Genomic DNA, 22,359 nt, shown 5'->3' with positions numbered 1-22,359 from the left:
GCCATATTTGTCAGCAAATTAACAGTGCTGGCATTGCAGCCAAGACTTAAAGTGCTATAACATAAACGTAAGCTAAGTATCCGAAATAGATAGAAAAATGAGCGCTCTAGACTTCCTCAGGAAAAAGAACAAACCGCTGATTGGGTTGGATATTAGCTCTACCACAATCAAATTATTGGAATTTAGTAAGCACGGCAGTGGCTATCGCGTAGAGAATTATGCGGTCAAACCCCTGCCGCCCAATACGGTGGTAGAGAAGAATATCAACGAGCCTGAGGCTGTCGCTCAGGTCCTCAAAGCCCTGGTCCAGAGTGCGAGGACCAAAACCAAAGATGCGGCTGTTGCTGTGTCCGGCTCATCCGTTATTACCAAGCTCGTTGAGATGCCCGGTGATCTTAACGACGAGCAGATGGAAGCTTATATATCCACAGAAGCTGACCAATATATTCCCTATCCGCTGGAAGAGGTTGCTCTGGACTTCGACGTTCAAGGGCCCTCTCAGAAAAATCCAGACCAAGTTGAAGTGCTTTTGGCTGCGTGCCGCAGTGAGAATGTCGAAACGCGTGTTGGAGTGTTAGAGGTTGCCGGTCTGACGCCTAAAGTTGTTGACGTCGAAGCTTATACGATGGAGAGAGCTTTTGAGTTGGTGCGTGAGCAGCTCGATGACCAGGATGAGCAGGTTGTAGCGATTCTGGATATCGGTGCAACAATGACCACCTTGAGTGTCTTGGTTGACGGCAAAACTATTTATACCAGAGAGCAGCTCTTTGGTGGCAAGCAGTTAACGGAAGAAATTCAACGTCGTTACGGTTTGTCCGCGGAAGAAGCAGGTCTTGCGAAAAAGCAAGGTGGCTTGCCCGACGACTATGAGACTGAGGTACTTGAGCCATTTAAGGACGCTGTTGTTCAGCAGGTGACTCGATCCTTGCAGTTTTTCTTCTCTTCCAGTCAGTACAACGATGTTGATCACATTGTGCTTGCAGGTGGTGTTGCGGCTTTGGAGGGCTTGGCAGGCCTTATTGAGGAAAAGCTGGGCACGCCGGCGACGGTTGCCGATCCTTTTGCCAATATGTCTATAGCCTCGCGAGTGAACTCGGCTGCACTGTCTGGTGATGCGCCGTCTCTAATGATTGCAGCAGGGCTCGCATTGAGAGGTTTCGAATAGATGGCACGAATAAATTTATTGCCCTGGCGCGAAGAGCTGCGCCAGGAGAAAAAGAAAGAGTTTCTAACTCAGCTTGTCGGTGTAGTCATTGTTGTTGCGCTCGGCTGTTATTTGTGGGTGCAGACGGTCGACTCAAGCATTGAAGGGCAAAAAACTCGCAATCGCATGCTAACGGACGAGATTGCAAGCTTGCAGAAGCAAGTGACCGAGATTAAAGAGCTGAAAAAGAAGAAAAAAGAGCTTGAGGAGCGCATGCGCGTTATTCAGGACTTGGAAGGTAAGCGCTCTATCATCGTTCACTATTTTGATGAGCTCACTAAAAACGTTCCCGATGGTGTGTATTTTACTTCTGTGCGGCGCCGCGGAAACTTAATTAGTATCGAAGGCGTTAGTGAGTCAAATCAGCGTATATCTGCTCTGATGCGCAATCTTAATCAGAGCCCGTATTTTGCAAATCCAAATTTGAAATCTGTTACCGCCAAGCCTGAGTTGGGTGGTCAAGCTGGTGTCTTTTTAATGGACCTGGATGCGACCCAGCCTTCCGCGGATAAGGAGGGTAAAACTAATGGCTGATATGGCTAAGTTTCTTGAGCAGTTACAGGAATTTGATGTTAACGACATCGATTTTAACCGGGTCGGTGTTTGGCCTATTCCTGCGAAAATCTTCCTTTGTGTTTTGGTGTCAGTGGCCTTAGTGGCTGCTTGTTATTTTGTCATTATTAAAGATAAAAAGCTGGCCTTGAGTGCCGAGGTTAATAAAGAGCAAAGCTTGCGTGCGGATTTTGAGCGAAAGGCGCACGAGGCGGCTAACCTTGATACCTATAGAGCGCAGATGGACAAAATGGAAGAAAGCTTTGGTGCTTTGGTTGCAAGGTTGCCAACCGACACCGAAGTACCTGGTTTGCTCGAAGATATTGATGATAAAGGGGTTGAGAGCCGCCTGGAAATTAATTCAATATCTTTGCAAAAAGAAGTGGCCTCAGATATCCACGTTGAATTACCGATAAAAATCAACGTCACAGGTGGGTATCATGAGTTTGGGGCGTTTGTAAGCGGTATTGCAGGTATGCCGCGTATTGTTACTTTGCACGATTTTTCTATTACACCGACCAATAAAGATGGCTCGGGCATGCTGGCGATGGAAATGCTGGCCAAAACGTATCGTTACAAGTCGGAGGAATAATGATGAAGGTTTATTTATTTCTTCCTGTTTTGTTGCTGCTAGTTTCTTGTGGTAGCAGTGGTGGTCATAGTGACTTGCGTGAATACATTGCCCAAGTTAAGGCCAGGCCTGCAGGGCGTATTGAGCCCATACCAACCTATCCGCCATATGAAAGTTTTATCTATGCTTCAGCTTCGAAGCGCAGCCCTTTTGATAAGCCGGTTGATATTCAGCGCCGTGTTTACGCCAAAGCAAATAAAAACGTTAGCCCTGATTTTAATCGCACTAAAGAATACCTAGAGGGTTTTGATATTGCGGGTATGGCAATGGTTGGAACTTTGCAGCAGAAACAGCAGCTTTGGGCTTTAGTTAAAGATGGTGGTGGCGGTATTCACCGTGTCTCTGCGGGTAACTACTTGGGGAAAAACCACGGCAAAGTGGTTAGTGTAGACAAAACTAAAATAGAATTAATTGAAATTGTTTCGGATGGCCTTGATGGTTGGGTTGAGCGCCCTCGAGTTTTGGCTTTAGCGGAGAAGGACTAATAATATGATTAGATTTATCCTAAAAGCTTTTGCGCTCTGGGCCTCGGCGACATCTTTGTTTGCGAGTGAGCTCAACGATATTCAGTTTGCTGAGTTGCCGGGTGGCAAAGCTGAAATTGTTATGGGTTTTGACCAGGCTCCAAGCCTGCCGAAGGGCTTTACGATTAATAAACCTGCGCGCATCGTGCTTGATTTTGCGGGTGTAGATAACGCCCTGGAGCAAAAGAAGTTCCCTGTTGATGTAGGCTCGGTCAGCAGTGCGGTTGTGGTTGCTGGTGGTGGTCGGACTCGCCTAATTGTTAATCTCGATGAGATTGCGCCTTATACCACTCGGGTGTCGGGCTCGAAACTATATGTTGAAATTGGTGCCGATGCATCGGTTGCGGCAGCGCCGAGTGCTTCGACGTCTGTTTCTTCTGCTCCGGCAGTTGTCTCTGGTGCAGGCACTGTAGCAAATAAGCCTGCTGCAGTTGGTGGTAAAACTATTCGCAACATTGACTTCCGTCGCGGAGAAAGTGGTGAAGGTAAAGTTTTAGTTGCCTTGTCAGATGCAAATGTTTCGGTTGATATCGAAGAAGTTGGTAGCGGTGTACAGGTGCGCTTTATCGGCATGACTGTTCCGGCTGACTTGCGGCGTAAGCTGGATGTTAATGATTTTGCAACGCCAGTAAATATGCTTGCTTCTGCTCAGCAGGGCCGCGATGCCGTTATTAATATTGAGGCGGCTGGTGAATATGACTACCTGGCTTACCAGGCTGATGATCAGTACGTGATAAGTGTAAAACCATTAACGCGCCGTGAAATTGAAGAGAAGAAAAAAGCCTTTGCTTATACCGGCGAGCGTTTGTCACTGAATTTTCAGGATATCGAAGTTCGTTCTGTCTTGCAGTTAATCGCTGATTTTACCGACCTAAACCTGGTTGCTTCAGATACGGTCGGGGGAAGTATTACTTTGCGCCTTGAGAATGTTCCATGGGATCAGGCTCTTGATATCGTATTAAAAACTAAGGGTTTGGATAAGCGTTTGATTGGCAACGTACTGATGGTTGCTCCAGCTGCCGAGATCGCCGAGCGAGAGCGCCAAGAAATCGAAACTCAGAAGCAGCTTGAAGAACTCGCCCCGTTGAGGACGGAGTACATCCGTATTCGCTATGCAAGTGCGAGAGCCTTATTTGACCTCTTTGCGGACGAAAGTGGCGGCTCTGGCGGCGGTAGTAGTGGCGGCTCCTCTGGCTCGGATCGAAACTCTACCGGAAGTATACTCTCAGAGCGTGGTCAGGCCATTGTTGATGAGCGTACCAACTCAATCATCTTGACAGATACAGAAGAGAAAATTTCCGAGTTTAAAGCGTTAGTCGAACGTATTGATATTCCTGTCGAACAGGTAATGATTGAAGCTCGTATCGTCATTGCAAATACTGATTTTCGTCGAGAGCTGGGTGTTCGTATGTCGGGTGCCGCAGTGCAAAGCTCGAGTACTGGTAGCCACAATTATACCGCCACCGGTACGATGGAGGGTTTGACTAGTGGCGATGATAATTGCGGGCCTCCGTGTTTCTTTAATGGTGATGAAGGCGGTGAAATTGATTTAAATGCATCTCGTTTAGTTGATCTTGGCGTTTTTAATCCTGCAGGATCTATTACTTCAAGTGTTATTAGTTCCAACTTTTTGTTGGCGCTAGAGCTGACGGCGCTGCAGGACAGTGGTTTTGCTGAAATTGTAAGCCAGCCTAAAGTTATTACGGGTGACAAACAGCAGGCGACGATTGAATCCGGTACCGAAGTTCCATATCAAGAAGAAAGTGCCAGTGGTGGTACGACAACAGCCTTTAAAGAGGCTGTGTTAAAACTTGAAGTTACCCCGCAGATTACACCCGATGATCGCATCATTATGGATTTGGTGATCAATCAGGATAGTATCAGTGAAATTGATGCAGCCAGTGGTGTTCCTGTGATTGATGTAACGCAGCTGGAAACCCAGGTTTTGGTGAGTGATGGCGATACCGTAGTTCTCGGGGGTATTTATACTAACGAGTCTATTGAAGGGGAAAGCAAGGTACCGTTCTTAGGGGACATCCCTTTTGTTGGGGCTCTCTTCCGCAATGAAATGCGGCGCGAGCAAAAGCGTGAAATTCTGATTTTTGTCACGCCTAAAATTATGTCAAATGATTACCTGCAGTAGTGAAAGCTAGAAACGTTGTCTTGATCGGCCCCATGGGGGCCGGCAAATCTACCATTGGCCGCTTGTTAGCGGCCAAGTTGCATTTTGATTTTGTCGATACAGATCATGTTATCGAAGAGCGTACCGGCGCAGATATCGCGTGGATCTTTGATGTCGAGGGTGAGCAGGGCTTTCGCGAGCGCGAGCATTTGTGCCTTAAAGAGCTGGTGGTTAAACCCGGCATTGTGCTGGCGACCGGAGGCGGTATAGTCTGCCGCGAAGATAATCGAGCGCTTATCGCTGCTGCAGATGCAGTTGTTTATCTGCGTGCAGGGGTAGAGCAGCTGCTTGCGCGTACCGCTAAAGATAAAAAGCGCCCCTTGTTGCAGGTCGATGACCCCCGCTCAAAAATTATCAGCTTGCTTGAGCAGCGTGCCCCTTTTTACGAAAGTGTGGCAGACTACTGCATTGATACTGATGGCTTAAACCCTAAGTCCACAGTGCAGAGCATACTCAAGTTAATACAGGTCTAACTTAAGCTGATGGCAGAATTACGAGTCGATCTTGGTGATCGCAGTTACCCTATTTTTATTGGTGAAGAGCTCTTAACTCAAGCAGAGTTATTGAGGCCTTATATTGGTTCCCAGCTACTCGTTGTGACAAACGAGACGATTCAGCCCCTGTTTGCAGACTCTCTGCTTGAATCTTTGCAAGCTTTGGGTTTGGATCGGGTCGAGCTGTTGGCTTTACCTGATGGTGAAGCGCACAAAAACCTTGATACGGTCAACTTGGTTTTTGATCACCTTTTACAGGGGCGTTTTAATCGCAAGGCAACTTTGTTGGCGCTAGGGGGCGGAGTTGTCGGTGATATGGTCGGCTTTGCTGCGGCCTGTTATCAACGCGGTGTTAATTTTATTCAGGTGCCTACAACACTCCTCTCGCAGGTCGATTCATCTGTTGGCGGTAAGACTGGTGTGAACCACCCTTTAGGCAAAAACATGATTGGGGCGTTTTATCAGCCTCAAGCGGTTGTTATTGACCTAAGTGTGCTTAAAACTCTGCCCAGGCGTGAACTCTCGGCCGGCCTCGCTGAGGTTATTAAATACGGTCTGATCTACGATGCGGGTTTCTTTGAGTGGCTTGAATTAAATATGGCTCGCCTGATGGCGCTTGATAGCGAAGCGATGGCTTATGCGATCGAGAGAAGCTGCGCGATTAAGGCTGAAGTGGTTGCCAAAGATGAAAAAGAAGGCGGGCTTCGGGCGATTCTGAATTTGGGCCATACGTTTGGGCATGCGATTGAGGCACATCAGGGCTACGGCGATTGGCTGCACGGTGAGGCGGTTGCAGTCGGCATGTTAATGGCGGTTGATTTAAGTGTCAGGCTCGGTTGGCTTGATGCATCGGTTTATGAGCGCACATATTCGCTGCTAATGGCGGCAGATTTGCCTCTGGCATCGCCCCAGGGTATGGGGGCCGATGATTATATGCGCTATATGAGTGTCGATAAAAAGGTGCTCGATAGTAAATTGCGCTTGGTTTTGCTGAAAGCCCTTGGTTCGGCGGTGGTCTCAGATGATTTTGAGCCGGAGGCGCTCGCTGCGTGTTTTGAGCGTTTCTGCCAGTAGTTGATACTGCTTCTGGGGAAGAGAGAAGATGGACTTTCGCGGCTATGTTAATACTCCAGCACTAAACGGCCTGCTTCAGCAGGTTCGCCACCTGTGTTTTTTTGGTGCAGATGCCATTGTTGTTGAGGGTTTGCCAGGCTCCGGCAAAAGTCGTTTTTCTGCGCAACTAGAGAGTAATTTAACGGCAGGGCAGGAAGAAGGGCTTCGCTGTTATTTGTCCTCGCTTGCCCCAGATCTGGATTTCCCAAATACAATCCATGCCCTGCTTGACTTGTTGGGGCTCGAGGTCGGTGAGGCTGTTAGCCCTGGTGAAGGTCTGCGTTTACTGCGGTCATTTTCCCAGGCGGCTCTGGCAGAGCAGCGTTTACTTGTTGTGCTGCTTGATAACGCCCACGTACTTGATGACGACGCACTTGGTGCTTTGCTTAGTTTGCTGCAAGGGGAGCAGCACTCAAGTTACGGTCTGCGTTTTGTTTTTTTTGCAGAGCCGGGTTTTGTTGAGCGCATCGACGCACTTAACCTGGTGGCGTTGCAAGTATATGACTTTCAGATGCCTGCTTTTAGTGCCGATGAATTAGAGCGTTTTTTGTCGGCTGAGCGCGGGGCTGAATCGTTAACGGATTCTATCGCGCATATCTGGGCGCGCAGTAAGGGCCTGCCCGGGCGCGCGCTCGCATTGCTCGATGCCGAGCGAGCCGCGAAGTCCAGCGCAAAAACGACGGAGCCCGAAAGTAGTGAGCCGGAAAGGCGCTTTGCGCTGCCGACCTTGCACTTGCTGGTCTTGGCCGCTTTGGTCGCCGCACTTATTTTTGTTGCCGTTTACCGCAGTGCTGAGCCCGAGCCTGAGCTAGCATTACAACCCTTAGCTATCGAATCTGTGAACCCAGAACCTTTGTCAGTGGGGCGCCAATCGCACACTGTTGAGGTGGCGAGCTTGACTCAGGGAGGTGTCGCAAATGCATCCCCTTCCGAGCAGCCGCTTGCACCATCTAGTGAGCCTCGGGCGGCAGAACAACTTGAGGTTTTGCCGCCGGAGGGGGGGGGAGCTGCTTTGTCTTCAGCTTTTAAAGTCGACAGCAAAGATCAACAAGCTAAAGAGCCCCATGTCTCAACTGAGCTTGCCGAGCTTGAGCCGGTGGAGGCAAAACCTGTTTCGACCTTGCCGGTATACAGTGTCGGAGAAAGCTTGCTTATGTCGCAACCGGATCAAGCTTATGCGCTCCAGCTTATGGCTGCGAGCGTAGAAAAGAACTTGCGGCGCTATGTTTCAGAGCAGGTGAATGCCGAGCAGCTGCATATCTACCGGCGCAAGCGCGACGGTCAAAGCCCGCTATTTATTTTGGTGGTTGGGCCCTTTAGCAACAAAAATGCGGCTCAGCAGGCACTGTCTGAGCTTCCTCGGGGCCAGCGAAAGGCGGGGCCGTGGCCTAAGAGTTTGAGGGCTATTAAGCAGGAGATCGAAGCTTTTCACGAAACTTAGCACCTGTACCTGAGTGTTTAGACGGCGAAAGAAATGAGCGCCGGTTCTCAAATCTTGCCAAATTTTATACTTGCGGTTACCATTCAGCGCCATTTTTACACTAGCCCCTCTATCTCAGGGGCTTTTTTGTCTTGGTGGGCCGGAAAGACCTCTCTTTTTCTCGGGGCTTTGGCGTTTTTGCCTCCGGTAATTAAGTAAACGCTGTGTCGTGTTGATACAGATGATCCAAGTAGTGCGCATTCCTTATGATGAAAGCAACTGAAGCGAAACAGACTGGCTTGTACCAGCTGGATGAATTCAAAGATAACTGTGGTTTTGGCCTTATTGCTCATTTAAAAGGCAAGCCAAGCCATGACCTGTTGGTTAAAGGTATTGAGTCTCTGACCTGTATGACTCACCGTGGTGGTATTGCTGCAGACGGCAAAACTGGTGATGGCTGTGGTCTGTTGATCAAGATTCCCGACAGCTTTATGCGTCTTGTTGCCAAAGACGAGCTCGGTATCGAGCTTGCAGAGCTCTACGGCATGGGCGCTTTCATGCTCAACAAAGACGAGGCTGCCGCCGAAGACGCAAAAAAAGTTATTGCTGAAGAGCTTGCGCGTGTTGGCCTGACTGATACTCACTGGCGTAAAGTGCCGACCGACGACGCCTGCTTGGGGCCTATCGCCTTAGAAAGTTTGCCGGAATTTGCTCACCTGTTTATCAATGCGCAGGGTGTCGAGCTGCAAGCGTTGAATGCCAAACTTTTTGTTGCTCGCCGCAAAATCGAGATTCGTTTGGCGCAAGACAAGTCGTTTTATATCGCCAGCTTAAGTGCAAGCACGCTGAGCTATAAAGGCTTGATGATGCCGGTCGATTTGCCCAAGTTCTACACAGACTTGGCCGACGAACGCCTTGAAACCGCTATCTGTATATTCCACCAGCGCTTCTCTACTAACACCTTGCCGCAGTGGCCTTTGGCGCAACCGTTCCGTTTGATCGCTCACAACGGTGAGATCAACACCATCATGGGGAACCGCAATTGGTCGGTGGCGCGGACGGCGAAGTTTCAAACCGAACTTCTGCCAAATATTGAAGAAATTGTGCCGCTGGTTAACCGCACTGGCTCCGATTCGTCCAGCCTCGACAATATGCTCGAGCTACTGATGATCGGCGGTATGGAGCTGCACCGCGCTATTCGTATGTTGGTGCCGCCGGCATGGCAAAATGTGGAAAATATGGATGCCGATCTCAAGGCGTTCTATGAATATAACTCCATGCATGTCGAACCTTGGGACGGCCCGGCCGGCCTGGTTATGACCGATGGCCGGTACGCAGTGTGTACACTCGATCGAAATGGCCTGCGGCCTTCGCGTTGGGTCATCACCAACGACGATATTATTACCGTTGCATCAGAAATCGGTGTTTACGATTACAAACCTGAAGATGTTGTTGCCAAAGGCCGTCTGGGGCCCGGTGAGATCCTTTCTGTCGACACCGAAAGCGGGGAGTTACACCACACCGACGACATCAACCAGCAGCTTAAAAGTAGCAAACCTTATAAGCAGTGGTTAAACGAGCGCGCTCTGCGCCTTGAGAACCACCTCGAGGCTGACGCAGCTGAGAACGGTTTGAGTGCCGCGGATGTCGAATCGGCGATGAAACTCTACCAGGTCAGCTTTGAAGAATGTGAACAAGTACTGCGCCCGCTTGCAGAAGCTGGTCAAGAAGCAGTTGGCTCCATGGGCGACGATACGCCGATGGCTGTGCTGTCAGCAAAACAGCGCTCCATCTACGACTACTTCCGCCAGCAGTTTGCCCAGGTAACCAATCCGCCAATCGACCCACTGCGTGAGGCGATTGTGATGAGTTTGGAAACTTGTCTCGGTCGTGAGCTCAGTGTTTTTGATGAAACAGCCGAGCACGCCGATCGGGTTATCTTAACCAGCCCGGTGCTGACCCCGGCCAAGTTCCGGGCACTGTGCAGCTTGCAGCGCCCTGGCTATGAGCTTGAAACATTCAGCCTGCACTACGATGCGAAAAAAACGAACCTGCAGCAGGCGCTGGAGCTGCTGGTTGAGCGTGTTGTTGAGAAGGTCAGAGCGGGGGTTAGCCTGGTTGTGCTCAGTGATGCCGAGCCTCAGCAAGAGCTGCTGCCTATCCAGGCTTTGATGGCCTGTGGCGCGGTGCACCACCGTCTCACTAAAGAAGGGCTGCGCTGCGACGCCAATATCATTGTTGAAACTGGCACGGCGAGAGACTCGCATCACGTCGCGGCACTGATTGGTTACGGCGCAACAGCGGTATACCCCTATCTCACGTATTACGTCTTAAACCGCCTTATTGATAACGGCGAGTTGTTGGTGGCACCGAGCGATGCTTACAACAATTACAAAAAAGGCATCGACAAAGGCCTGCTAAAAATCTTGTCAAAAATGGGTATTTCAACCGTCGCCTCGTATCGCGGTGCTCAGCTCTTTGAAGCCGTTGGTCTTGATGAAGAAGTGGTTGAGGCCTGTTTTGAGGGGACTGCGAGCCGTATCAAAGGTGCCGGTTTTGAGCATTTAGAACAGGACCAAAAAGCGCTGGCGAAAAAAGCCTGGAAAAAGCGCAAGACCATCGAGCCCGGCGGTTTGCTGAAATATGTTCACGGTCAGGAATACCACGCTTTTAACCCGGATGTTGTCCAAACTTTGCAGCAGGCAGTAAAAACTGGCGATTACAGTATTTGGCGTGACTACGCAGGTTTAGTTAATGACAGGCCTGTCACCACCTTGCGCGACTTGCTGCAATTTCGCGACGGTGTAGAGCCTATTGCGCTGGATGAGGTCGAGCCGGTAGAAGCTATTGTTCGCCGCTTTGACTCCGCAGCGATGAGCCTTGGCGCCCTGAGCCCAGAGGCACACGAGGCCCTGGCGGAGGCGATGAATACCCTCGGTGGTCGCTCGAACAGCGGTGAAGGTGGCGAAGACCCGGTGCGTTACGGCACCAACAAAGTTTCGAAAATTAAGCAGATTGCCTCGGGCCGTTTTGGCGTGACACCTCACTACCTGAGCAATGCCGAAGTCTTGCAGATCAAGGTTGCCCAGGGCGCTAAGCCCGGCGAAGGTGGCCAGCTGCCGGGGCAAAAAGTCAACGCTCTGATTGCTCGTTTGCGCTACAGCGTGCCAGGCGTGACGCTTATTTCTCCACCGCCACATCACGATATTTATTCAATTGAAGATCTGGCGCAGCTGATCTATGACCTGAAGCAGGTCAACCCCAGTGCACTGGTCAGCGTCAAGCTGGTTAGTCGCCCAGGTGTCGGTACCATCGCCGCCGGTGTGGCCAAGGCCTATGCCGATTTGATTACTATCTCTGGCTACGATGGTGGTACCGCAGCGAGCCCGCTGACATCTATCCGTTACGCCGGTTCTCCATGGGAATTAGGCTTAAGTGAAACTCACCAGATGCTGCGCGCCAATGACCTGCGTGGCAAGGTGCGTGTACAGACGGACGGCGGCCTGAAAACCGGTTATGACGTTATTAAAGCGGCGATGCTCGGTGCCGAGACTTTTGGTTTTGGTACCGCGCCTATGGTTGCCCTCGGCTGTAAATACCTGCGTATTTGCCACTTGAACAACTGTGCAACTGGTGTAGCGACTCAAAATGACAAGCTGCGCGATGAGCACTATCACGGCACTGTAGAGATGGCGATGAACTTCTTCCGCTTTGTGGCCGAAGAGGCGCGTGAGTGGATGGCCAAACTCGGTGTGAGAACGTTGGATGAGCTGGTAGGTCGCGTTGATTTACTGCAGCAAATCGAAGGCAGTACCGACAAACACCAGCGCCTTGATTTAAGCCCGATGCTCTATACCGATGAGCTGCTCGATAGCAAACCGCAAACCTGCCAGCAGCCGAAGAATGAACCCTTCGATAAAGGTGAAACCGCTGAGCACATGGTTGCGACGTGTCTGAGTGCCATTGAGAGCAAGTCCGGTGGTGAGTTTGCGTTTGATGTGAACAACTGCGACCGCTCGATTGGCGCCCGTTTAAGTGGTGAAATTGCCAAGCGTTACGGCAATCAGGGCATGGCGGATAGTCCGATTACCCTGAAGCTTACCGGTGTCGCCGGTCAGAGCCTGGGTGTGTGGAACGCCGGTGGTTTGGATATCTATCTCGAAGGCGATGCCAACGATTACGTCGGTAAAGGCATGGCAGGCGGTAAAGTAGTACTGATGCCACCAAAAGCTTCCAGTTTTGCAAGTAACGAAACCTCCATTATGGGCAATACCTGCCTCTACGGTGCGACAGGTGGCAAGCTGTTTGCTGCTGGCCGCGCTGGCGAGCGCTGCGGTGTGCGTAACTCCGGTGCCCACGTTGTTGTCGAAGGTGCGGGTGATCACTGCTGTGAATATATGACTGGCGGTTTGGTCACGGTGCTCGGCTCAACCGGTGTCAATTTCGGTGCGGGCATGACCGGTGGTTTTGCTTACGTGCTCGACGAAGCTAACAACTTTGTCGACCGCTACAACCACGAGCTTATCGAGATCGAGCGCATCAACACCGAAGCTCTGGAAGCCCACCGCAACCACCTGCGTGCGGTTATCGAAGAGTTTGTCGCTGAAACCGGCTCCGCTCACGGCCAGCGCATCCTCGAGAATTTTGAAACATATGTCGGCAAGTTCTGGCTGGTCAAACCCAAGGCCGCCAACCTCGCAACTTTGCTGGACAGCGTAAAGCAGCGCGGCGAATAAGCGCCGCTGAACGCTAACGGTTAAACGAGAAGGTAAAGACTATGGCTGAACGTTTACACAACAACTTTCAGTTTATCGATGTAGGCCGCAAAGACCCGGACAAAAAAGACATCGATGTTCGCAAGCATGAGTTTGTGGAAATTTACGAGCCGTTCGATAAAGAGCAGGTGGCCGAGCAGAGCCACCGCTGCCTCGAGTGCGGCAACCCCTATTGTGAGTGGAAGTGTCCGGTTCACAACTACATCCCCAACTGGCTAAAGCTGGTCAGCGAAGGCAATGTTATTGAGGCGGTTGAACTCAGTCACCAGACCAACAGCCTGCCCGAAGTTTGCGGCCGTGTATGCCCTCAGGATCGCCTGTGTGAAGGCGCATGTACCCTGAATGACGGCTTTGGTGCGGTGACCATCGGCAACGCCGAGAAATACATTACCGATACTGCCTTTGCTCTCGGCTGGGAGCCCGATATGAGCAAGGTCGTGAAAACCAATAAGCGCGTTGCCGTTATCGGTGCCGGCCCTGCCGGTCTTGCTGCCGCTGACGTATTGGTTCGCAACGGCGTCACCCCAGTAGTTTTTGATCGCTACCCTGAGATCGGCGGTCTGCTGACTTTCGGTATTCCCGAGTTCAAGCTCGAGAAGGGTGTGATGGCCAAGCGCCGTGAAGTCTTCACCAAGATGGGCGTTGAGTTTCGCCTTGAAACCGAAATCGGTAAAGACGTTAGCATCGACGAGCTGCTCAGTGACTACGATGCCGTATTTATGGGCATGGGCACCTACAACTATATGAAAGGCGGTTTCCCCGGCGAAGACCTGCCCGGTGTGCACGATGCCTTGCCGTTTTTGATTAGCAACGTTAACCGCAATCTCGGTTTCGAAAAAGACCCGGCTGAATTTATCAGTGTTGAAGGCAAAAAAGTTGTCGTGCTCGGCGGTGGCGATACAGCGATGGATTGCAACCGCACGTCTATTCGCCAGAATGCTGAAAGTGTCAGTTGTGCTTATCGCCGCGATGAAGCCAACATGCCCGGTTCGCGCCGCGAGGTGCAAAATGCCCGTGAAGAGGGTGTGAATTTCTTGTTTAATCGCCAGCCAATTGCCATTGTCGGTGAAGACAAAGTTGAAGGTGTGAAGGTTGTCACTACACAACTCGGCGAAGCAGATGAAAATGGCCGCCGTCGCCCAGAGCCTGTGCCCGGTTCTGAAGAGGTGCTGCCCGCTGATGTGGTTTTGGTTGCCTTTGGTTTTAAACCGAGCCCTCAGCCCTGGATGCAGGAAAACGGCATCGAGATTAACAGTTGGGGCGGTGTTGTAGCACCTGAAGAACAAGAGTTTAAGTTCCAGACGACTAACCCGAAAGTATTTGCTGGCGGTGATATGGTTCGTGGATCTGACTTAGTTGTTACTGCGATTTGGGAAGGTCGCGAGGCGGCTCAGGGCATCCTTGATTATCTGGATGTTTAATCCCTGATTTGATTTACCAAGCGCCCCTTTCGAGGGGCGTTTTTGTTTTAAATGGTTGTTATTGGGTAGCGGTATTCCGGTCGGGAGAAGGCAGGGGCTTTCTCGGGGCACCGTGAACCCATCCTTGGGGGCTTGGCCGTGGCATCCATGCCACAGACACCCGCTCAAGCCCCTGCCTTCTCCCGACCTTGCCCCGTGCTAATTTAATACAATCGAGTGTTCGTTCCTTTGTTCGAAGGCTCTTGTAATTTAAGCTTTAGCACATAGGTAGGCACAGCTCCTATACCGCTTTTACAGACCATCTGCGCCAAGGAAGGCGCTGCTGAGCCCCCAGGGATGGGTTTACGGCGAGTCTGGAAAAGCGGTATAGGCGATGGGCCGGAATGTACATCCAGCATCTGAATGACAGGTTGTCGAATACTAATGACTGAACTGAAAAACGATCGTTTCTTAAGAGCCCTACTGCGCGAGCCGGTAGATCGAACTCCGGTATGGATGATGCGCCAAGCTGGCCGTTACCTGCCTGAATACCGTGAGACCCGCGCTCAAGCCGGCGATTTTATGAGCCTGTGTAAAAACACCGAGCTCGCCTGTGAAGTTACTCTGCAGCCTTTGCGCCGCTATCCGATCGACGCCGCGATTCTATTCTCGGATATTCTGACCATTCCCGATGCGATGGGTTTAGGCCTGTATTTTGAAACAGGTGAAGGCCCTAAATTTAAAAAGACCGTTCGCACTGCGGCCGAGGTTGAAGCTCTGGAGGTGGTCAATACAGCCAAAGACCTGAGCTACGTGACCGATGCGGTGAGCATGATCCGCCGGGAACTCAACGGCTCAGTGCCTTTAATTGGCTTTAGTGGCAGCCCCTGGACCCTGGCGACTTATATGATCGAAGGTGGCTCAAGCAAAGATTTTCGCCGCGCTAAAGGCCTGGTCTACGACCAGCCTGAGCTGGCTGATCTATTGCTCGACAAGCTTGCAGACTCAGTAATTGACTACCTGAATGCGCAGATTGAAGCCGGTGCTCAAGCAGTGCAGATCTTTGATAGCTGGGGCGGTGCGCTGAGTCACCACGCCTATCAGCGTTTTTCGTTAAAGCCCATGCAAAAGATAGTCGAGGGTTTAAAGCGTGAGCACGACGGCCGCAAAGTGCCTGTGATTATGTTCACCAAAGGTGGCGGGCAATGGCTTGAGAGCATGGCCGATGCCGGGCCGGATGCGCTTGGTCTCGACTGGACAACAGATATCGCTTTTGCGCGCCAGCGTGTCGGCGACAAAGTTGCCCTGCAAGGTAATATGGATCCGGCTGTTTTGTACGCGAGCCCGCAGGCTATTCGCGAAGAAGTTTCGCGCATATTAAAGCGTTTTGGTCACGGTAGTGGCCATGTATTTAACCTCGGCCACGGCATTACACCGGATGTTAAACCCGAACACGCCGGCGCTTTTTTTGAGGCTGTCGCTGAACTATCGTCGGTTTATCACAGCGCATAGTTAGCACTTAATAACTAGGCCGGGCTCGACAATGGCACGGCCTGGATTATAATCGCGAATGGGGCCTTTGCTGCATGCACAGGTTAATGCGCGATAGGGCACGAGGCTCTTGGTAGGATCGGGGAAGATTTTGGCTGGCGTTAAACAACTTAAGATCGATGTTAACGAGTTGACTATTGGCATGTTTGTCTCTGGCCTCGACAGGCCGTGGACGCAGACCCCCTTTCCTCTGCAAGGTTTTTATATTCGCGATCGCGAAGAAATCAAAGAGCTTCGTATTCACTGCAACCACGTTTATATCGACGTGGTCAAAGGCTCCGGCCCGGTCAAGACCGACTTAAAAAAGTTAGCTAAAGCCCCGGTAAGTAAAAAAAATGTGCGCGCTGATAGCCGTGCGCGCGTTACCGATGTTACGCCCATTCGAGTGCGCCGCGATGTCTATACCGACGTTGCGCCGATAGAAAAAGAAATAGGCCAAGCTAAAGCCCTGCACCAGCAAGTCTATCGCGCTGTGGGCACAGTGCTCAGCCAGATTAATGTCGACGGCCAGCATGTGCCGATCAAAGAAACCAAGCGCGCGGCATCGGCGATGGTGGATTCGGTGGTGCGCAACCCAGACGCATTTACCTGGCTTAGCAAAGTAAAAGAGAAAGACGAATACACCTATAGCCACGCGGTTCGCTCTGCGGTTTGGGCCATATTGTTTGGCCGCCACATCGGTTTGCCGAAACCGGAGCTAGACGTACTGGCTATGGGAGTCTTATTAAAAGATATCGGTAAAACCCGTTTATCGCGTCGCTTGCTCGAAAATACCAAACGCAGCCCAGACGATCAAAGCTCGTATGAAAAGTTTGTTGAGTACGGCGTAGAGATCTTAAAAGAACTGCCCGAAGTTAAGCCGCGTGTTATCTCGGTAATTAAAACGCACTGTGAGCGTGTTAATGGCAGTGGTTTTCCGGCCCATCTGCGCGCCGATAAAATCCCCCTGCTGGGCAAAATAGCTGGTATCGTCACTTATTACGATGAAACTACTAATCCGCGTAACGCCAATCCCCTGTCGCCATCCAAGGCCGTGAGCATGCTCTACGATGTGCGCGGTATTGAGTTTCAGGAAGACTTGGTTGTTGAGTTTATTCGCGCTATTGGCCTGTATCCGACCGGCACTTTAGTTGAACTCAGTACTGGTGAAGTCGGTGTTGTAGTTGAGCAAAACTTCGAGCGACGCCTTAAGCCCAAAGTGGTTGTTGTACTCGATGCGACAAAAGAAGAGTTAAGAGCGCCGGTATTGATTGATCTCGCTGAAGACGATAAAGCCAAAAGGGCAAAGATTGATAGCGGCAAGGCTGTGGCCGGTGAGCTCGAGTTTATCGAGATTGCTCAAGACTTAAAGCCGGGAACCTACAATATCGATATCACCGATATCCGCGATGACTATATCGACCGGAAATCGGCAAAAGGCCTGTTGGCTCGTTTAAAAAATAAGTTTCTTTAAGGCTCTCAAGTGGCCTGTTTATTTAGCTTTTTCTTTCTGGCTGCCAGGGTTTAAGCCTCTATATTAACGGCCTAAACCCTGTGACTAAGCTTGGTTTTCTTTTACGGTTGGCTATTAATTAACTCTGCTATTTTTTCCCCCATACGCACCGGGCTGTTTGCCCTGTGTTTGTCTTGCCAGTGAAGCGAGTTTTTAGGGAACAGTAAAATAACGGTTGAGCCGAGTTTAAAGCGGCCCATCTCTTCGCCTTTATCAAAGCTGAGTTTGTCAGCGGCAAAGCTTGTGTGCTGCACGTTTTTACCTGCCGGGGCAATTGTGCCAGCCCAGGTTGTCTCTATCGATGCCACCACCATGGCCCCAACCAGCACCATGGCCATCGGGCCAAATTCTGTATCAAAGTGGCACACGAGCCGTTCATTGCGTGCAAACAGGCGGGGCACATGTTCCGCGGTCACTTGGTTTACTGAAAAAAGCTTGCCGGGAACAAAACTCATTTGCTTGAGTGTGCCGGCACAGGGCATATGTACGCGATGGTAATCTTTCGGTGAAAGGTAGATGGTTGCAAACTCACCGTCCTGGTAAATTTCGGCCGCCTCACTATCGGCAAGTAGCTCTTGGGCGCTGTAACTCTGGCCTTTTGCTTGAAAAATACGCCCATTTTCTATGCTGCCGAGCTGGCTAAAACAGCCGTCAGCGGGGCTGACGATGCTGTTTGTTTCCGGGTCTATATTGCGCGCGCCTTTTTCCAGGGCGCGACAGAAAAAATCATTAAAACTATGGTAATCGGATACGCTTTTGCGTTCGGCTTCGTCGAGAGTGATCGCGAACTTTGCTTTAAAAAGGCGTATTAGCAAACCTTTAACCAGTTTGTTTTTGCTTGAGGCAATGTGGCCGAGCAGGCGGGAAAGAGCGTGCTGTGGCAAACAGTATTGTAAAAAAATAAAAACCTTTTCCACTAGTTCAGCTCCACCGGTGTCTCCGGATGGTTGCCCCATTCGGCCCAAGCGCCGTGGTAGGCGGCAATGTCAAAGCCGAGCACCCTGCCGACAAGGTAGGTAAAGCCCGAGCGGTGATGGCCCTGGCAGTGAGTGACTATGGCCTTGCTGCCGTCGATGCCTCGCTCGGCCAAATAGGCTTTGGCGTCGTCGCGAATACGCAGGCCGTTGCTGCTGTCCATAAGTTCAGTCCACTCGCAGTTTAACGCGCCTGGCATGTGCCCGGCTTTGGCCGCGAGCACACGCTGGCCACTGTATTCGCCGGGGCTGCGCGCATCCCATATGCAGTGACTTTGCTGGTTTATTATCTCAATTAGCTCGTCGACGCCGATCAGGTAGCTTTTATCGGCACTGACGTTCACAGCTTGTTCCGGGCGCTGATTGATGGTGCTCTCGGTGTCAAAACCGGCCTTGAGCCATGCTTGAAGGCCGCCGTCGATGTAGCGATAGTTCTTGTGGCCGATTGCATCGAGGGTCCAGATAAAGCGCCCGGCCCAGCCGCCGCCTTCGTCGTCGTAGACAAGAAACTCAAGCTCGTCGCTGAGCCCTAACGCAGAAAACACCTGGCTCAGCTGTTCGTCGCTGGCAATTTTCCCAGGCACCGGGGGCTCGCCTTTTAACAAAGCTTGGAAAGGCAAAAATACCGCGCCGGGAATGTGTCCGTTCAGGTAGTTTTCTCTGCTGCCAAGATCGACAATGCAACGCTTGGGGCTGAGGCCTGCATCGATATCTTGCTTTAGTTGCTCAACACTGATGAGCAGCTTTGAGTCAATCATCGTTTTTTTAATCCGTCTTGAGTTTTAATGGTCACATCGCCGAGTTGTTGCAATATGAGTTGGTAGTTGGCGTAGCGCAGCGCTTGGAGTTCACCGCTATCGAGCGCAGCGTGTACCGCGCAGCCGGGCTCACTTTGGTGTTTGCAATCCCTGAAACGGCAGTGTTGAGCGGCGTCGGCAATTTCTGGAAAACCCTCGAGTACTTGTTCGGCGCTGGCGTGCCACAGGCCAAATTCGCGAATGCCGGGTGAGTCGATTAGTTGGCCGCCGCCGGAAAACTCGTAGAGCTGGCTGTGTGTGGTTGTGTGTTTGCCTTTTGCGGCCGCTTCGCTCAAGGCACCTATGCGTATGTCCTGTTCCGGTTCTAGGGCCTTGATTAGCGAGCTTTTGCCGACACCGCTTTGGCCAACAAAAATACTGGTCTGCCCTTTGAGGGCCTCGCGTAACTTGTCGAGGCCAAAGCCCTGCTTGGCGCTGACGTAAATGCAGTTGATGCCGAGCTCATAATAACGCTGCAGCATGGCCTGCAATTCCGTCTTTTGCTCAAGCAGCTCTTTTTTGTTTAACAGTAAAACAGCGTTTAGTTTGTGTAAGTTGGCCGCGACAAGGTAGCGGTCGATCAATGAGCTGTGCGCTTCCGGCTCGCAAGCTATGCATATAACAAGCTGGGTTACATTGGCCGCGACGCTGCGCAGCTTGCCATAACTGTCGGGGCGCTGCAGTTCACTGCGGCGCTGGTCTATGCTTTCAACGACACCGTATTCGCTGCCTTCTCGCCACTGCACGTCGTCGCCGGTAACCGGTTCCAGGTTGGCGCGCAGGTGGCAGCGCTGCTCACTGTTTTCACCTTTGACAATGACTTGAAAGCCGAAGTTGGCGATGACCTTGCCGCTGATTAATGGGCCGAGATCGGCATCGCTCGGGGGCGCGTGTTGCTGGCGCTTGCGCTCATTTCTCTGTTCGGCAATGCGCCGGCGCTGTTGCAAGCTGAGTTTGCGTTTAGCCATTGGTATTTGTCGGCTCGCAGTTGCAGATCAAGGCCTTCGTGAATAGTCGCGGCATAGTTGTTACTATTGATTAGATAATTCCCCGCATTATACCCAATGGAGTGCGCTTTCGTTATGGCCCTTGCCGATACCAACCTAATCTGGATAGACCTTGAAATGACGGGCCTACAGCCAGAGCGCGATGTAATTATTGAGATCGCAACCATCGTCACCGATAAAGATTTAAATATGTTGGCCCAGGGCCCGGTTATTGCTGTACATCAGAGCGATGCAGTGCTGTCGACGATGGATGAATGGAATACTAAGCAGCACGGGCAGTCGGGTTTAACGGAGCGGGTGAAAGCGAGCACAACAACTTGTGCCGAAGCCGAGCAGCAGACCCTCGAGTTTCTGCGCAAGTGGGTGCCGCCAGGTAAGAGTCCAATTTGTGGCAACTCCATTTGTCAGGACAGGCGTTTTATGGCGCGCTGGATGCCTGAGCTAGAAAAGTACTTTCACTACAGAAATCTCGATGTCAGTTCACTAAAGATTTTGGCTCAGCTCTGGTCGCCGGAGCTGCTTAAATCGTTTAAGAAAAATAGTACTCACCTGGCGTTAGACGATATTAAAGAGAGCATTAAAGAGCTGCAGTTCTATCGCGAGCACCTGCTTGTTTAGCGACTGTTGCGCCGTCTATGATTTGAAGATAAATGTTATATTCGGCGCCATTTAATATCGCAAACTCGTTTTTGACAGTTCCTGCTATCGGGCTCAAGCTAAATACACCAGAGGTTCGTTTAAATAGGTGCTGTTATGGACAGAGCCGAATGTGTTGAACAAGAAGTCGAATTTGATGCCTCCGAGCGCCGCAAAGGTATGCCCGCTATACCGCTAAACCTACGTGCGTTTTTAAGTGATGATCAGCGCCAGGCGCTGCGCCAAGTCGAGGGTTTTGGCTGGTCGCTGGCTTTTGTCCGCCGGCCTTTGTTTCAGGACCCCACCGTTGTTCTGCAAAACCCTGACCACGTCACCTATAGCGTGCTTGAGGATGACGGTACGGTAAACGAGCAGCCGGATATCATTATTCGGCATTGATGGGGGGCGCTCAATCTTTATTCGCTGTGGTTTTGGCGCTTTGCGTCCGGCCAATAAGCGAGCTCTAGTGCTTTATTGCCGTTGCGGCTCTTGCGTTTGCGTCTTTTGCCTTGCTCTTGTTGAGCTAGCGCCCAGCTGATATGTTCGGCGAGCAGAGCAGAGCTATCTGGCAGCGCAGCTTTTAAGGCCTCTTGAATCCTCAGATCCTGCTCGGCGTTGCCGAGCGCCACAGCTAAATTGCGCCGCCATTTTTCATAACCTGCGCGGCGAATCGCCGAGCCTTCGGTATTTTGCAAAAACTGCTGCTCCGTCCAGCGAAACAGGGTGAGTAAATCCTGATTAAATAGTTGGCTTCGGGGCTGGAAGTCTTGCTCCTCGGTGAGCTTACTTTCTTTGCTCCACGGGCAAATAAGCTGGCAGTCGTCACAGCCGTAGATGCGGTTGCCAATGGCCTCACGCAGCTCCAGCGGTATGGCGCCGTCGTGCTCAATAGTTAAATAGGAAATGCAGCGGCGCGCGTCGAGCAGCCAGGGTTTGATAAACGCATCGGTCGGGCAGACTTTTAAGCAGGCTTCGCAGCTGCCGCAAGCTTCGGCCACTGTTTGTGTTGAGGCGGGCAGAGGCAGGTTGGTAAATAACTCCCCGAGAAAAAACCAGCTGCCGGCCTCCTTGTTTAATACCAGGGTGTGTTTGCCTATCCAGCCGAGCCCGGCTTTGGCTGCGAGGGGGCGTTCGAGCACCGGGGCGCTGTCGACAAAGGCGCGGCTGTGCGCAGTTGGGCCGAGCTTGTGTTGCTCGACATAGCTTTCTATAAGTTTGCCGAGTTTAGCCAGGCGCTTGCGCATAAGCTTGTGGTAGTCGCGCCCGAGCGCATAGCGGCTGATATAGGCTTTGTTGCTCTGCTTGAGGTTGTCGATTTCCCGCGTATCGGCTGGGCGATAGTTCAGCGCAACACTGATCACCCGGCAGCTGCCGGGCACAAGTTCGGGCGGGCAAAGGCGCTTGTCGACATTGTTGGCCAGCCAGCTCATGCTGCCGTGGTAGTTGCGCTCGAGCCAGCGTTTAAAAAGCTGCTCTTCGGTTTTGAGTTCAAGGTCGCTAACGGCCCACTGACTGAACCCGAGCTCGGTTGACCAGAGCTCTATTTGCTCGAGTAGTTGGCGGTAGTCGGTCTGACACATCACTGTTGGGGCCTTGGCTCGGGGCTG

18 protein-coding genes are annotated in these 22,359 nt (G+C 51.5%); 14 read left to right on the top strand and 4 right to left on the bottom strand.

Features of this window, described 5'->3' with window-relative positions; genetic code table 11:
• Positions 1–97: 97 nt before the first annotated feature.
• The 12 genes from CFK45_RS08705 (at position 98) to CFK45_RS08650 (ending at position 17,299) form a co-directional block, all read left to right on the top strand.
• The gene (locus CFK45_RS08705; RefSeq protein ID WP_096086058.1) at positions 98–1,165 is read left to right on the top strand and encodes a pilus assembly protein PilM; all 1,068 of its coding nucleotides are present in this window, start codon (positions 98–100) and stop codon (positions 1,163–1,165) included.
• Positions 1,166–1,738: a PilN domain-containing protein gene (locus CFK45_RS08700; protein ID WP_096086057.1), complete on the top strand. Its 573-nt coding sequence runs from the start codon at positions 1,166–1,168 to the stop codon at positions 1,736–1,738.
• On the top strand, positions 1,731–2,348 hold the full coding sequence (locus CFK45_RS08695) for a type IV pilus inner membrane component PilO (RefSeq protein WP_096086056.1): 618 nt from the start codon (positions 1,731–1,733) through the stop codon (positions 2,346–2,348). The genes CFK45_RS08700 and CFK45_RS08695 overlap by 8 nt, the downstream gene beginning before the upstream one ends.
• On the top strand, positions 2,348–2,872 hold the full coding sequence (locus tag CFK45_RS08690) for a pilus assembly protein PilP (protein ID WP_096086055.1): 525 nt from the start codon (positions 2,348–2,350) through the stop codon (positions 2,870–2,872). Before CFK45_RS08695 ends, CFK45_RS08690 begins: the two co-directional genes overlap by 1 nt.
• 4 nt (positions 2,873–2,876) lie before the next feature.
• On the top strand, positions 2,877–5,054 hold the full coding sequence (locus CFK45_RS08685; protein WP_096086054.1) for a type IV pilus secretin PilQ: 2,178 nt from the start codon (positions 2,877–2,879) through the stop codon (positions 5,052–5,054).
• Positions 5,054–5,566 (top strand): shikimate kinase AroK, encoded by a 513-nt coding sequence (gene aroK / locus CFK45_RS08680; protein WP_096086053.1) that lies wholly within the window; start codon positions 5,054–5,056, stop codon positions 5,564–5,566. Before CFK45_RS08685 ends, aroK begins: the two co-directional genes overlap by 1 nt.
• Positions 5,567–5,575: 9 nt before the next feature.
• Positions 5,576–6,661 carry a 3-dehydroquinate synthase gene (gene aroB / locus CFK45_RS08675; protein WP_096086052.1) on the top strand — a complete coding sequence of 362 codons (1,086 nt, stop codon included), beginning with the start codon at positions 5,576–5,578 and terminating at the stop codon, positions 6,659–6,661.
• Between the two features lie 28 nt (positions 6,662–6,689).
• Entirely contained in the window at positions 6,690–8,141 is a 1,452-nt protein-coding gene (locus CFK45_RS08670; RefSeq protein WP_096086051.1) for an SPOR domain-containing protein, read from the top strand.
• A gap of 245 nt (positions 8,142–8,386) precedes the next feature.
• Entirely contained in the window at positions 8,387–12,856 is a 4,470-nt protein-coding gene (gltB, locus tag CFK45_RS08665) for a glutamate synthase large subunit (RefSeq protein WP_096086050.1), read from the top strand.
• Between the two features lie 41 nt (positions 12,857–12,897).
• The gene (locus CFK45_RS08660; protein ID WP_096086049.1) at positions 12,898–14,316 is read left to right on the top strand and encodes an FAD-dependent oxidoreductase; all 1,419 of its coding nucleotides are present in this window, start codon (positions 12,898–12,900) and stop codon (positions 14,314–14,316) included.
• A 423-nt stretch (positions 14,317–14,739) separates the two neighbouring features.
• Positions 14,740–15,807 carry a uroporphyrinogen decarboxylase gene (hemE, locus tag CFK45_RS08655; protein WP_096086048.1) on the top strand — a complete coding sequence of 356 codons (1,068 nt, stop codon included), beginning with the start codon at positions 14,740–14,742 and terminating at the stop codon, positions 15,805–15,807.
• 130 nt (positions 15,808–15,937) lie between these two features.
• Positions 15,938–17,299: an HD-GYP domain-containing protein gene (locus CFK45_RS08650; RefSeq protein WP_275655691.1), complete on the top strand. Its 1,362-nt coding sequence runs from the start codon at positions 15,938–15,940 to the stop codon at positions 17,297–17,299.
• A gap of 101 nt (positions 17,300–17,400) precedes the next feature.
• On the opposite strand, the gene asd is transcribed toward CFK45_RS08650, so the two are convergent.
• The 3 genes from asd to rsgA are packed head-to-tail and all read right to left on the bottom strand — an operon-like array spanning position 17,401 to position 20,077.
• Positions 17,401–18,255, bottom strand: a complete 855-nt coding sequence (gene asd, locus CFK45_RS08645) for an archaetidylserine decarboxylase (protein WP_275655690.1) — start codon at positions 18,253–18,255, stop codon at positions 17,401–17,403.
• The gene (locus CFK45_RS08640; protein ID WP_096086047.1) at positions 18,255–19,070 is read right to left on the bottom strand and encodes a sulfurtransferase; all 816 of its coding nucleotides are present in this window, start codon (positions 19,068–19,070) and stop codon (positions 18,255–18,257) included. Before CFK45_RS08640 ends, asd begins: the two co-directional genes overlap by 1 nt.
• On the bottom strand, positions 19,067–20,077 hold the full coding sequence (rsgA, locus tag CFK45_RS08635) for a small ribosomal subunit biogenesis GTPase RsgA (RefSeq protein WP_096086046.1): 1,011 nt from the start codon (positions 20,075–20,077) through the stop codon (positions 19,067–19,069). The genes CFK45_RS08640 and rsgA overlap by 4 nt, the downstream gene beginning before the upstream one ends.
• 114 nt (positions 20,078–20,191) lie before the next feature.
• Between rsgA and orn the strand changes: the two genes are divergently transcribed.
• Together orn and CFK45_RS08625 are read left to right on the top strand one after the other, a co-directional pair.
• A complete protein-coding gene (gene orn / locus CFK45_RS08630; protein WP_096086045.1) occupies positions 20,192–20,734 on the top strand; it encodes an oligoribonuclease in 543 nt (180 codons plus the stop codon).
• 135 nt (positions 20,735–20,869) lie between these two features.
• Positions 20,870–21,151, top strand: a complete 282-nt coding sequence (locus tag CFK45_RS08625; RefSeq protein ID WP_204378436.1) for a hypothetical protein — start codon at positions 20,870–20,872, stop codon at positions 21,149–21,151.
• 17 nt (positions 21,152–21,168) lie between these two features.
• Here the strand turns inward: CFK45_RS08625 and queG are convergent, their stop codons facing one another.
• Positions 21,169–22,332 carry a tRNA epoxyqueuosine(34) reductase QueG gene (gene queG / locus CFK45_RS08620; protein ID WP_096086044.1) on the bottom strand — a complete coding sequence of 388 codons (1,164 nt, stop codon included), beginning with the start codon at positions 22,330–22,332 and terminating at the stop codon, positions 21,169–21,171.
• Positions 22,333–22,359 lie beyond the last annotated feature (27 nt).

This window comes from Agaribacterium haliotis, assembly GCF_002312815.1.
GTDB classification, from domain to species: domain Bacteria; phylum Pseudomonadota; class Gammaproteobacteria; order Pseudomonadales; family Cellvibrionaceae; genus Agaribacterium; species Agaribacterium haliotis.
Note: the sequence above shows the minus strand (reverse complement) of the source record. Positions and strands in the feature narration are given on the sequence as shown.